Genomic DNA, 12588 nt, shown 5'->3' with positions numbered 1-12588 from the left:
TGGGACGAACAGACGTGCCGAGGCGAAAAGGAACTCAGTCGTGACCGCCACCGCCATCCCGGCTCCGCCGCCCACGGGCGGCGGAGCGGGCGTTTCCGCGCCGGCCCGCCCGCGCACCAGGCGCAACGTCGAGCTGGGCCTGCTCGTCTTCGTGATCGCCATCCTCACCGTCTATGCGGCGGTGGTCGAGGGCAACGCGATCGGCGAGGTCACGTCCGACTTCTGGTTCCAGACCGCCATGATCGCGATCATCTTCGGGGTCGCGCACGTGGCGGTCCGCTTCCTGGCGCCCTACGCCGACCCCGTGATCCTGCCGGCGGTCGCGCTCATCAACGGCATCGGCGTGGCGTTCCTGCGCCGGCTGGACCTGGCCGGCACGAAGGCGGTCGACCGGGCCGGGCTCAGCGTCTTCGGCGGTGACGGCTTCCGCCAGCTGGGCTGGACCGCGGTCGCGGTCATCGGCGCGGTCGTGCTGCTCGCGGTGGTCCGCGATCACCGGTCCCTTTCGCGGTACGCCTACACGCTCGGCCTCGCCGGCATCGTCCTCGTGCTGATCCCCGCGGTGCTGCCGGCCCGGTACTCCGCGATCAACGGCGCCAAGCTGTGGATCAAGCTGCCGGGCTTCACGATCCAGCCGGGCGAGTTCGCCAAGATCTGCCTGCTGGTCTTCTTCGCCTACTACCTGGTGCGCAAGCGCGAGGTGCTGTCCCTGGCGAGCAAGCGGTTCCTCGGCATCGACTTCCCGCGCGGGCGCGACCTCGGCCCGGTCGTGGGCGTGTGGCTTATGTCGCTCATGGTCCTCGTGTTCGAGAAGGACCTGGGCACCTCGCTGATGTACTTCGGCCTGTTCGTCGTCACGCTCTACGTGGCCACAGAGCGGGTCAGCTGGCTGATCATCGGCCTCGGGCTGTTCCTCGGCGGCGCGTTCCTGGCGTACTTCCTGGGCAAGACCATCGGCGGGCCGTTCCTGAACTTCTCCGAGCGCGCGACCACCTGGCTCGACCCGTTCGGCGACGCGAACAACAAGGGCTACCAGCTGGTCCAGTCGCTCCTGGGCCTGGGCACCGGCGGGCTCACCGGCACCGGGCCCGGCGCCGGGCAGCCGACCAAGGTGCCCGAGGTGCGCACCGACTTCATCTTCTCCGGCCTGGGCGAGGAGATCGGGCTGTTCGGCCTGACCGCCCTGCTGGTGGTGTACGTCCTGCTCGTCGAGCGCGGCCTGCGCGCCGCGATCAACGTGCGGGACTCCTTCGGCAAGCTGTTCGCCGGCGGCCTCGCGTTCACGGTGGGGTTGCAGGTGTTCGTCATCGTGGGCGGCATCAGCCAGCTCATCCCGCTGACCGGCCAGACCACGCCGTTCCTTTCGGCGGGCGGCTCGTCGCTGGTGGCCAACTGGCTGCTGATCGGCCTGCTGCTGCGCATCTCCGATGCGGGCCGTCGCCCGGCCGGCGGTCCGCCGTCGATCGGTCTCGGCGGGATCTCCACCGGAGGTGGCGGCGGCGGGCCGGTACAGATCAAAGAGATGCCCACGGAGGTTGTGCGATGAACGCCCCGCTGCGCCGGGTCGGCGTCGTGGTACTGGTCCTGTTCGCCCTGCTGTTCCTGAACCTGAACTACCGGCAGGTCGTCATGGCCGACGCTTACCGGACCGACTCGCACAACGCGCGGGTCCAGGCGACGGAGTACGAGCGGCCGCGCGGCAAGATCGCCGACGCCAAGGGCACGGTGCTCGCCGACGCCCAGTCGACCGGCGACTCGCTGAAGTTCCTGCGCACGTACCCGCTCAGGGACGAGTACGCCCACGTGCTCGGCTACAAGCCGGTCAACCTGGGCTCGACCAGCCTCGAGAAGCTCAACAACGACTTCCTCATCGGCACCTCGGACAAGCAGGCGGCCGACCGGATCGCCGGGATGTTCACCGGCAAGGAGCCGGCCGGCGGCAACGTGCTGCTGACGCTGTCGAAGGCGACGCAGGACACCGCGTACCAGGCACTGGGCGCCAACAAGCTCAAGGTCAAGAGCGGCGCGGTCGTGGCGATGGACCCGAACACCGGCGCGCTCCTCGCCGAGGTCTCGCTGCCCAGCTACGACCCCAACCTGCTGAGCACCCACGACATCAACGCCGCGTCCGCGAACTACAAGACGCTCAACGGCGACCCGGCCAAGCCGTTGCTGAACCGCGCGGTGTCGGAAATCTATCCGCCGGGCTCGACCTTCAAGATCATCACTTCCGCGGCCGCGATGACGGCGGACTCCTCGCTCACGCCGGACTCGATCGTGCCGGGCGGCGAGTTCTACAAGCCGCCGCAGGTCTCCGACTTCCAGATCAAGAACTCGCACACCGGCGTCTGCCCCGACCAGATCACGATGAAGCAGGCCCTCACGGTCTCCTGCAACACGGTGTTCGCCCGGATGGGCGTCGAGCGGGTCGGTGCGGACAAGCTCAAGTCGATGGCGCAGGCCTTCGGCTTCGAGTCGGAGCCCCGCTTCGTCGAGGACCAGGACCACAACTACTGCGGCATCGTGGCCAGCCACACCGGCTCGATGACCGCCGGCTCGGACAACCGCGTCGATCCGCCGGCCGTCGCTCAGTCGAGCATCGGACAGCGCGAGGTGAAGATGTCTCCGCTGCAAGGCGCCATGATTGCGGCGACGGTTGCCAACGACGGAAAGCAGATGCGCCCGTACGTTGTCGACCGCCTGCAGAACTCCGATCTGTCGATCGCCGACCACACCGAGCCCAAGACGCTGCGCACCCCCATCACCGCCGACGTCGCGCACGAACTGCAGGACATGATGTTCAGCGTCGTGTCCGCCGACGACGGCACCGGCAAGAGCGCGCGCATCTCGGGCTTGCAGGTCGGTGGTAAGACCGGTACGGCGCAGGACGGCGAGGAGGCACAGGACCACGGCTGGTTCATCGGTTTTGCCCTGAAGGACGGCAAGCCGGTCGTCTCGGTCGCGGTCTTCCTCGAGAACGCTGGCAAAGGTGGCAGCGCCGAGGCGGCCCGCATCGGCGGCCTGGTCATGAAGGCATACGCGGACGAAAAGGGCATTCGATAATGAGGTGCGCGACATGTTGAGCGCCGGCACCACCCTGGGCGGTCGCTACCGCCTGGACGAACGCATCGCCGGCGGCGGAATGGGTGACGTGTGGCGCGGCACCGACGAGGTGCTCGGCCGCACGGTCGCGATCAAGGTGCTGCTGCCCGCGCTGCTGGAGGAGCCCGGCTTCGCCGAGCGCTTCCGGGGCGAGGCGCGCACCATGGCGACGATCAACCACCCGGGCGTCGTCGACATCTACGACTACGGCAGCGAGAACGGCACCGCCTTCCTGATCATGGAGTACGTGGAGGGCGACGCGCTCTCCCGCACCCTGTCCCGGGTCGGCCGGCTCACCCCGGCCCGCGCCATGGCGCTCATCGCACAGGCCGCCGACGCGCTGCACGCCGCGCACGAGAAGGGCATCGTCCACCGCGACGTGAAGCCCGGCAACCTGCTCGTGCGCCCCAACGGCACGCTGGTGCTCACCGACTTCGGCATCGCTCGCTCCGCCGCCGTCGCGCAGCTCACCGCGGCCGGCTCGGTGCTGGGCACCGCCTCCTACATCTCGCCCGAGCAGGCCTCCGGCTCGCAGGCCACCCCGCTGTCCGACGTGTACGCGCTCGGCGTGGTGGCATACCAGTGCCTGTCCGGCGTGCGCCCGTTCGAGGGCGAGAACCCGCTCGAGATCGCGATGCGGCACGTGCGCGACCTGCCGCCGCCGCTGCCGCCCGACATCCCGCCGCCGGTGGCGCAGCTGGTCGAGCGGGCGATGGCCAAGGACCCGGGTGCCCGCTGGCCCAGCGCCGCGGCGCTGGCACAGGCCGCCCGCCGCGTCTCGGGGCAGATGTCCGGCGGGACGGCCACCGGCCCGGCGGTCGCGCCCATGGGCGCCCCGATGGGCCCGCCCGGGTCGCCGACCGGCCGCAACCCCGTATCCGGGCCGCCGGTCTCCGGCTCGCCCGTCTCGCCCGGCTACGGCGGACAGCCGATGTCGCCGATGTCCGGCTCGCCGATGTCCGGGCCGCCGACCTCCGGCGTCGGCGGCACCCGGATCATGCCCGGCGCGACCCCCGGCGCGCCCGGCGCGGCCGCGGGTCTCGGCGGCCACCAGGCGCGCGGCGCGGCCGGCGTGCCGCCCCCGCCCTCCAACGACACGGCCACCTACATGGGCGCGCCCGGCGGCTACGACATGGGCGGACCCGGGGGCTACGAGCCGCCGCGGCCCAGCGGCTCGGGCTCGCGGGGCAACGGCGGCAAGCGCAACAACGTGCTCATCGTGGGTGTCTTCGCGGTGGTACTGCTGGTGCTGGTCGGCATCGGCGGCATCTGGCTGGCAACCAAGGGCGACGACAATCCGTCCAGCAACGTGGGCGACAACCCGACCACGACCGCGCCGACCTCGGCGTCGCCGACCCCGCCGAAGGCGACCGGGCGTCCGGTGCCGATCGAGTGCAAGCCGAGGTTCCAGCAGGCCGACTTCCTCAAGCGGGAGTTGGAGCGCAAGGGTATGACGGTCACCATCGCGCCCAAGCCGACGCAGGGCTACCTGCCCAATGCCGTCGTCGAGGTCCAGCCGTGCGGCGAGGCCGTGCCGGCGGGCAGCGCGATCACCATCTACGCCAACATCGGCAAGATCGACGACCAGACGACCCCGCCCGGGGACGACTCGACGGGCAAGCCGTCGCAGTCGGCCAACCCGCAGCCGGGAACGTCGAAGACGTGCGAGCCGCCGATGAAGCTGGTCGGCAACCTTTGCGTGCCGGGCTGACAAACAACCCGAATGTGTTCTTGTCGCAAGACGTGGCAAGGTATTAGTCGATGACCGAAGGACGACACGACATGACCGCCCAGCCGCGCCTCCTCGGCGGCCGTTACCAGGTCGGGGAGCTGCTCGGCTATGGCGGTATGGCCGAGGTCCATCGGGGTCGCGACCTGCGGCTCGGCCGCGACGTCGCGATCAAGACGCTGCGCACCGACCTCGCTCGCGACGCCACGTTCCAACTGCGGTTCCGCAGGGAGGCGCAGAACGCCGCCTCCCTCAACCACCCCGCGATCGTCGCCGTCTACGACACCGGCGAGGAGCGGGGCCCGGCGGGCGAGGAACTGCCGTACATCGTCATGGAGTTCGTCAACGGCCGCACCCTCAAGGAGGTGCTCGCGGCCGAGGGGCGGCTCATGCCCCGGCGCGCCCTGGAAATCACGGCGGACATCTGCGCGGCGCTGGAGTTCAGCCACCGCCACGGGATCATCCACCGCGACATCAAGCCGGGCAACGTCATGCTCACTCAGACCGGCCAGGTCAAGGTGATGGACTTCGGCATCGCCCGGGCGCTGGCCAGCGGCGCGACGACCATGACGCAGACGTCGGCGGTCATCGGCACGGCGCAGTACCTCTCGCCGGAGCAGGCCCGCGGCGAGCCCGTCGACGCCCGCAGCGACGTCTACGCGACCGGCTGCGTGATCTTCGAACTGCTGTGCGGCCACCCGCCGTTCGTCGGGGACAACCCCGTCTCGGTGGCCTATCAGCACGTGCGGGAGGACCCGCGGCCGCCGAGCAGCAGCAACCGCGACGTGACGCCCGACGTTGACGCCGTGGTGCTCAAGGCGCTGGCCAAGAACCCGCTCAACCGGTACCAGAGCGCCGGCGAGATGCGGGCCGACGTCATGCGCGCGGCGGCCGGCCGGCCCGTGTCGGCGCCGCCGGTCATGACCGAGGACGAGATGGCCACGGTCATGGCACAGCAGGCCACCCAGTACCGGCCCGCGCCGCCGGCCTCGCGCCAGCCGTCGCGCGCCAACCAACGGCAGAAGCGCAAGAGCTCCACGGGCGTCGTGGTCGCGCTGACCATCCTCGGGCTGCTGGCGGTCACCGCCCTGTCGATCGGCCTCTACCTGGCCAACAAGGAGCCGCTGGCGACGGTGCCGAAGATCACCGGGCACACCGAGGGCGAGGCCAGCACCATCCTGCGCCAGGCCAACCTGTCCGGCGACCCGCGGCAGGACCCCTCGCAGAACTGCCAGGCCGGCACCGTCCTCACGCAGAACCCGGATGCCGGCAAGCAGGTCAAGAAGGGCACGCAGATCGACTACACGATCTGCGGCGCGCCGCAGCTGCTGACGATCCCGTCGCTGACCCGGCTCAACAAGGACCAGGCGGCCCAGCAGCTGCAGGGGATGCACCTCAACGCGGTGATCGCCGAGCGCGACGGCGTCGAGCCCAAGGACGAGGTCGTCGCGTCCGATCCGCCGGCGGGCACCCAGGTCAAGGCCGGCTCGACGGTCACGATCTTCGTGTCGAAGTTCAACCAGGCGACCATGCCCGACGTCGTGAACAAGACTCCGGCGCAGGCCGAGGCGCTGCTCGAGCAGTACGGCTTCATCAACGTCAGCACGACGGTGACGACGGTCACCGACGACTCGAAGGTCGGCCTGGTGGTCGGCGCGAAGCAGACGATCGGCAAGGTGTACCCGAAGACCGAGCAGATCGTGCTGCGCATCGGCCAGTCCGACAACAACCCGACCACGAACCCGTCGGGCGGGACGCCGAAGCCGAGCGGCAGCGCGACTCCCTGAGCAAAGGGCGCGGGCGCTACATACGGTGCCCTGTGGATAACTGGCCAGTTATCCACAGGGTTGTGCACAGGCTCACACTTTCGGCGGCGTAACCGCTCTCGGTGACGCTCGTTACGCGAAGGCCGCGACCCGGCGCGCCTCGACCTCGGCGACGAGCTCGGGGGCCCGCTCGAGGGCCGAGGGCAGCCCGCACACGGCCAGCCAGTTGGCCAGCATGAGGTGGCCGCCCTGGGTGAGCACCGACTCGGGGTGGAACTGGACGCCCTCGATCGGCAGCTCGCGGTGGCGCATCGCCATGACGACGCCCGACTCGGTGCGGCCGGTCACCTCGATCTCCGGCGGGAGCGTCTCCTCGACAACGGCCAGCGAGTGGTACCGCGTGGCGATGAACGGGTCCGGCAGCCCGGCGAGCACGCCCTGGCCCTTGTGCTCCACCAGCGAGGTCTTGCCGTGCAGCAGCTCCTGCGCGCGGGTCACCGTGGCGCCGAACGCGGCGCCGAAGGCCTGGTGGCCCAGGCAGACGCCGAAGATGGGCAGCTTGCCGGCGTACTCCTCGATGACCGCCATGCAGATGCCGGCCCGCTCGGGCGTGCCGGGGCCGGGGGAGAGCAGCACGCCGGCCGGGCGGGCCGCGCCGACGTCGGCGACGCCGATCTCGTCGTTGCGCCGGACGTCGCACTCGACGCCGAGCTGGCCCAGGTACTGGACCAGGTTGAAGACGAACGAGTCGTAGTTGTCGATGACGAGCACGCGCACGGGGGTCACCTAACTCGGAAGCACCATTGGCGGGGTAGTGCTGGTCGCGCCCGGCGCTGGGCTGCGCGGAATCGTGCTGCCCGACGGTCGCGCGGCCGGGCTCTCCACGGATGTGTCCGCGCCGGGGTCGTTGGTCTCGACCTGGACGTCGTCGAAGGGCAGGATCGGCTCGACGGCGGGGAAGACCTCGTACCACAGCAGGGCGCCGACGCCGGCGATGAGCGCGGCGGAGACGAGCGCCTTGAGCTGCCACTGCCGAAACGGGATGTGCCGCCAGATCCACGAGTACACGCGCTCAGCCCTTCAGCTCGGCTGGGTCGCCGTCGGCGGCGGGCTGGGAGCGGTCGAGTTCGGCGTGCACGACGTAGCGCTGGTAGTTGTTGAACTTCGGGTTGCAGGTGGTCATCGTCAGCATCGCCTTCGTCGGCGCCTGGCCCGGCTTGTCGGGCACGGGCGCGACCACCTGCACGGCGGTGGGCAGCACGACCTCGTGGCCCACGACGCGGTACACGTACCAGGTGTCGGCGGTCTTGATGATCACCGGGTCGCCGGGCTTGAGCTGGTCCAGGTCCCACCAGATGGCCGGGGTCCGGTGCCCGGCCATGGAGAAGTTGCCGATCTGGCCGGGCAGGGCCGTGTCGGGGTAGTGGCCGGGCGCGTAGCGGATGTCGGCCGGCGTGACGCCCTGGACGATGGCCCACTTCTTCTTCAGCCGCGGGATGTGCACCGAGGCGATGACGGCGCCGTTGGGCGGCTTGACCACGCTCGGCGTCGTGCTCGGCCCGACGGTCGGCTGCTGCGCCCACTGCTCCTCGAGCTGGTGGTTGAGCTCGTCCTGGTGCGCGTCGACGATGGCGGACTTGCCCCAGACCTCGTAGCCGGCGAACAGCAGCACGATCAGGCCGAAGGTGATGAGCACCTCGCCCGTGGTCCGGCTGACGGTGCGCGCCACCGAGCCGAACGTTGTTCGCGTATATTCGGAGTACACGCTCCGGTACCCTTCCTCGGTGCGGACCGGGCGCAGTGGCACCACGATGGCGCCGTTGGCGTCCACTGCTTCCGGCTTGGCCTCGGGGGTGGGCTCGGTCGGCTGGGCGGGCTCGTCGGAGGGGGGCTTCTGTGGAAGTTTCGCGAGGATGGCAGTTGCTTCCGCGGGCGGCCCGCTGAATTTCGGAATATATGCGGTTTGGTCCGCGTCCGGGGTGATTTTCGGGATTATCGCGGTCGCATCGGCCGAATCCGCCGGCGGTGGCGAAGGCAGCGGGGGTGAAGGCGGCGGCGAAGACAGGGGCGGCGAAGACGGCGGGGTCGCGGGCGGGGGCGGCGCGTCGGGATCGATGCGCGGCATGACGGTGGTGGCGATGTCGTCCTGGTCGAGAGCGCGGTGGCGGGGCCGGTGGTGGTCCATCGCGGCGCTACCCCGGCTCAGGACCCGGTCCGGGCCGCGCGCAGCGCGGTCGAGCCGTCGTATGCCCTGGCCTGCACGTCGCCCTCCCACCTGACCTCGTAGCCGAGCCCGAAGGTCCCGGCGGCCTCGCTGAACAACCGAACCCCCTCGGACACGCCGAGCGCGCGCTCGAGTCTCGCCTGGTCGCCGATGGCGGCGATCTCGAACGGGGGCGAGTAGACCTGGCCGTCGAGCAACAGCGTGTTGCCCACGCAGCGTACCGCGCTCGTCGAGATCACCCGGACGCCCATCAGCGTCATCGCCTCCGCGCCGCCGGCCCACAAAGCGTTCACCACGGCCTGCACGTCCTGCTGGTGAACGACCAGGTCATCGACGGTGGCGCCGGCCGGGCGGGTGCCGTCGGCGCGCCGCGGGGCGTCGTTGAGCACGACCACGACGCCGGGGCCGTGCACGGCGGTCAGCCCGGCGGCGGCCTGCTCCTGGTCGCCGCGGCGGCGCTGCTGGTCCACCTGGCCGTCGGCGCCGGCCTGGGCCCGCTGTTGCGCGTCGATCTCGGCGCGGAGCCGGCTGGCCCGGTCCCGGGAATCGGCGACCTCGCGCTTGCGCTCGCTGATCAGGTTGGTCAGTTCCGGGCGGCGGTCGTCGCGAAGGTCGGTGCCCTTTGCGGTCGCGGCGCTGAGGGAGAACAGCATCCCGGCCACCGCCAGGACCGCCGGCGTCAGCACTGACCAGGCAAAACTCCGCTGCGGGTGACGGCGTGGCAGCATAGCTCGACCGAGTCGGCGGAGGGCGCGAGACCAGGAAGAGCCACCTGATGTGTACTCCACCACGCCCCCTTCTCACAGTCGCGTACCGACTTGACTACGCTAGTCGGAGAACATTATTCAGGCCGGCGCTGGCGGAGGTGGCGGCGTCACGTGGATAGTGTTGGCCAGACGACCCCTCCAGGAGAGCGCCGTGCCGAAGTCGACAGTACGTAAGAAGAAGGTCTACACCGCGCCGGCGGAACTCCGCCCGCAGGAGACCGCCGCAGCCAGGCGTCGCCCGAGCCCGGTCTGGGTGCCGGCGATGGCAGTGGCGTTCGTGGTGATCGGCATTGCCTGGCTCGTGACGTACTACCTGACGCAGGGGTTCTTCGACGTCAACTGGCTTTCGACGCTCGCCGATCTGCGGTATTGGAACCTGGCGATCGGCTTCGGGTTCCTGGTGGCGTCGCTCGCCGTGTTCTCCAAGTGGCGCTGAGACGCTGAGCAGTTCGCCCCCTCGCGCCCGCGAGGGGGCTGCGCTTTGTCGCTCACCGTCGTGTGACACATCGTCGGGGCGGCGCTCACGCTCGTCGTGGCGCTCGTCCTGCGCGAACTTGTCACAAGTTGCGGTGCCCGTGTGTTCGGTGGCCTAGCGTTTGCTGCGACCAACTTCACGTTACCCACGGGTAACAAGGGGGACTAAGGTCTCCACAGGAGTTGGAGGCCCGGGACCGTGGGAGGCTTCGGCATGGGTGCAGTGCAGATCGTCGCGACCAGCGTCGCGGCGGCGATCACCATCGTCGCGGTGGCCTTGGTCGTGCGTACCGTGCGACGGATGCTCGCCGTGGTGCGGCTGGGTCAGCCCGACCCGACCCGCTCCGGCGATCGTGGCCTGCGCCTGCGCACGATGCTCGCCGAGACGCTCGGGCACACCCGCATGCTGCGCTGGACCGTCGTCGGCGCCGCGCACTGGTTCGTGATGATCGCGTTCATCGCGCTCTCCTCGCTGGTGCTCGAGGCGTACTTCGAGGTCGTCAAGCCCGGCAACGGCCTGCCGCTGATCGGCGGCTGGGACGTCTACGGCCTGGTCACCGAGTGGATCGGGGTGCTGGGCTTCATCGGCATCCTGGTGCTCATGGGCATTCGGCTGCGCAACCTGCCGAGCAACCCCAACCGGCGGTCCCGCTTCACCGGCTCGACGATGTGGCAGGCGTACTACGTCGAGTACACGATCCTCGCCGTCCTGCTCTGCGGCTTCTTCATCCGCGGCTTCAAGGCCGCCAACGACGAGCTCGAATGGCCGGTCTGGGCCGCGCCCGTGAGCCACGCGCTCGGCTCGGTCCTGCCGCACTGGAACGCCGCGGTCAGCCTGATCGCGATGCTCAAGATCGTCGTGTCGATGGCCTGGGTCATCGTGATCGCCAGCAACGTGACGATGGGCGTGGCCTGGCACCGGTTCCTCGCGTTCTTCAACATCTACTTCAAGCGCGCACCGGGCCAGAAGGGCTCGGGCCTCGGCGCGCTGCGCCCGATGACCAGCGAGGGCAAGCCGCTGGACTTCGAGGAGGCCGACCCGGAGAAGGACCAGTTCGGCGTCGCCACCGTCGAGCAGTTCAGCTGGAAGGGCATGCTCGACTTCACGACCTGCACCGAGTGCGGGCGGTGCCAGTCGCAGTGCCCGGCCTGGAACACCGGCAAGCCGCTGTCGCCGAAGCTGCTCATCCTCAACCTGCGCGACCACGCCTACGCCAAGGCGCCCTACCTGCTCGCCGGCGGCGACAAGGCCACCGAGGAGGCCCTGGCGAAGGTCGACGTGCTCGCCCTGGCCGAGAAGGACCGGCCGCTGATCGGCGGCGCCGACGAGCTCGGCGTCATCGACCCCGACGTGCTGTGGTCGTGCACCACCTGCGGTGCGTGCGTCGAGCAGTGCCCGGTCGACATCGAGCACGTCGACCACATCGTGGACATGCGCCGCTACCAGGTGCTCATCGAGTCGAACTTCCCGACCGAGGCCGGCGTCATGCTGCGCAACCTCGAGAACAAGGGCAACCCGTGGGGCGCGGCGCAGTCCACCCGCGACGACTGGACCAAGGGGCTCGGCTTCGAGGTGCCCAACGTCGCGGAGCTGTCCGAGGGCGACTTCGAGTACCTGTTCTGGGTCGGCTGCGCGGGCGCCTTCGAGGACCGCGCCAAGAAGACCACGCGGGCCGTCGCCACGCTGCTGCACGAGGCCGGCGTCAAGTTCGCCATCCTCGGCCAGGGCGAGACCTGCACCGGCGACCCGGCCCGGCGCATCGGCAACGAGTTCGTCTTCCAGATGCTGGCGCAGCAGAACGTGGAGACCCTCAACGAGGCCGGCGTGAAGCGGATCGTGGCGACCTGCCCGCACTGCTTCAACACGCTGTCGAACGAGTACGGGCAGCTCGGCGGGCACTACGAGGTCATTCACCACACTCAGCTGCTCGCGCAGCTCGTGTCCTCCGGCAAGCTCACGCCCGTCCAGCCGCTGGACGGGTCGGTCACCTACCACGACCCGTGCTACCTGGGCCGGCACAACCGGGTGTTCGCCCCGCCGCGCGAGGTGCTCGGCGCCGTGACCGGCAAGGCCAAGGACGACGGCGGCGGCCTGGTGGAGATGGACCGGTTCGCGGAGCGCTCCTTCTGCTGCGGCGCCGGCGGCGCGCGCATGTGGATGGAGGAGCGCATCGGCAAGCGGATCAACGTCGAGCGGGTCGAGGAGGCGCTGTCGACCGGCGCCAAGACGGTCGCGGTGGCGTGCCCCTTCTGCCTGACGATGCTCGGCGACGGCGTGACGGGGAAGAAGTCCGCGGGCGCGGCGCCGGACGACGTCGAGGTCGTGGACGTGGCCTCCGTCCTGCTCAAGGCGGTCGGAAAGTAGGACCTTGGCACCGCGGACGTGGCAGGGAGGCGCCCCGGCGCCGACCGGTTCGCCAAGTCTGGCTCGATGAGCTTCGCGTAGATCGACCCAGACCCGGCGCTGGTGGGAACAACGGTCGTAACTTGAACGGACCCGAGCCATGCATTGGCTTTTCGATGCAT

General features: G+C 70.0%; 10 protein-coding genes and 1 pseudogene. 7 read left to right on the top strand and 4 right to left on the bottom strand.

All coding sequences use genetic code 11. The features are described from left to right. Positions 1 to 40: 40 nt before the first annotated feature. From ABD901_RS02055 to pknB, 5 genes and pseudogenes are all read left to right on the top strand, one after another. Positions 41 to 1546 carry an FtsW/RodA/SpoVE family cell cycle protein gene (locus tag ABD901_RS02055; RefSeq protein WP_380137418.1) on the top strand — a complete coding sequence of 502 codons (1506 nt, stop codon included), beginning with the start codon at positions 41 to 43 and terminating at the stop codon, positions 1544 to 1546. Continuing rightward, positions 1543 to 3063 carry a peptidoglycan D,D-transpeptidase FtsI family protein gene (locus tag ABD901_RS02050; RefSeq protein ID WP_345120521.1) on the top strand — a complete coding sequence of 507 codons (1521 nt, stop codon included), beginning with the start codon at positions 1543 to 1545 and terminating at the stop codon, positions 3061 to 3063. The genes ABD901_RS02055 and ABD901_RS02050 overlap by 4 nt, the downstream gene beginning before the upstream one ends. Before the next feature lie 13 nt (positions 3064 to 3076). Beyond that, a pseudogene (locus tag ABD901_RS58960) lies at positions 3077 to 4343 on the top strand (serine/threonine-protein kinase); the annotation flags it as partial. A gap of 209 nt (positions 4344 to 4552) precedes the next feature. Continuing rightward, positions 4553 to 4813, top strand: coding sequence for a hypothetical protein (locus tag ABD901_RS58955; RefSeq protein WP_425556651.1), 261 nt, complete (start codon positions 4553 to 4555; stop codon positions 4811 to 4813). Positions 4814 to 4884: 71 nt separating this feature from the next. After that, the gene (gene pknB / locus ABD901_RS02040) at positions 4885 to 6618 is read left to right on the top strand and encodes a Stk1 family PASTA domain-containing Ser/Thr kinase (protein ID WP_345121124.1); all 1734 of its coding nucleotides are present in this window, start codon (positions 4885 to 4887) and stop codon (positions 6616 to 6618) included. Between the two features lie 111 nt (positions 6619 to 6729). Here pknB and ABD901_RS02035 read toward each other — a convergent pair whose 3' ends face one another. The 4 genes from ABD901_RS02035 to ABD901_RS02020 all read right to left on the bottom strand — a co-directional run bounded on the left by ABD901_RS02035 (position 6730) and on the right by ABD901_RS02020 (position 9609). Then, positions 6730 to 7374, bottom strand: coding sequence for an aminodeoxychorismate/anthranilate synthase component II (locus ABD901_RS02035; RefSeq protein WP_345120520.1), 645 nt, complete (start codon positions 7372 to 7374; stop codon positions 6730 to 6732). Between the two features lie 9 nt (positions 7375 to 7383). Further along, positions 7384 to 7665 (bottom strand): hypothetical protein, encoded by a 282-nt coding sequence (locus tag ABD901_RS02030; RefSeq protein WP_345120518.1) that lies wholly within the window; start codon positions 7663 to 7665, stop codon positions 7384 to 7386. A gap of 4 nt (positions 7666 to 7669) precedes the next feature. Next, the gene (locus tag ABD901_RS02025; protein ID WP_345120516.1) at positions 7670 to 8428 is read right to left on the bottom strand and encodes a class E sortase; all 759 of its coding nucleotides are present in this window, start codon (positions 8426 to 8428) and stop codon (positions 7670 to 7672) included. 371 nt (positions 8429 to 8799) lie between these two features. Continuing rightward, positions 8800 to 9609: a DUF881 domain-containing protein gene (locus ABD901_RS02020; RefSeq protein WP_345120514.1), complete on the bottom strand. Its 810-nt coding sequence runs from the start codon at positions 9607 to 9609 to the stop codon at positions 8800 to 8802. Positions 9610 to 9739: 130 nt separating this feature from the next. On the opposite strand from ABD901_RS02020, the gene ABD901_RS02015 reads away from it, so the two are divergent. Beyond that, positions 9740 to 10024 (top strand): cell division protein CrgA, encoded by a 285-nt coding sequence (locus ABD901_RS02015; RefSeq protein WP_345120512.1) that lies wholly within the window; start codon positions 9740 to 9742, stop codon positions 10022 to 10024. Positions 10025 to 10276: 252 nt separating this feature from the next. Continuing rightward, positions 10277 to 12427, top strand: coding sequence for a (Fe-S)-binding protein (locus ABD901_RS02010; protein WP_345120510.1), 2151 nt, complete (start codon positions 10277 to 10279; stop codon positions 12425 to 12427). Positions 12428 to 12588: the final 161 nt, after the last annotated feature.

Origin of the sequence: Dactylosporangium darangshiense, assembly GCF_039537565.1 — a bacterium.
GTDB lineage: Bacteria > Actinomycetota > Actinomycetes > Mycobacteriales > Micromonosporaceae > Dactylosporangium > Dactylosporangium darangshiense.
This window is presented reverse-complemented; position numbering and strand designations above follow the sequence as displayed.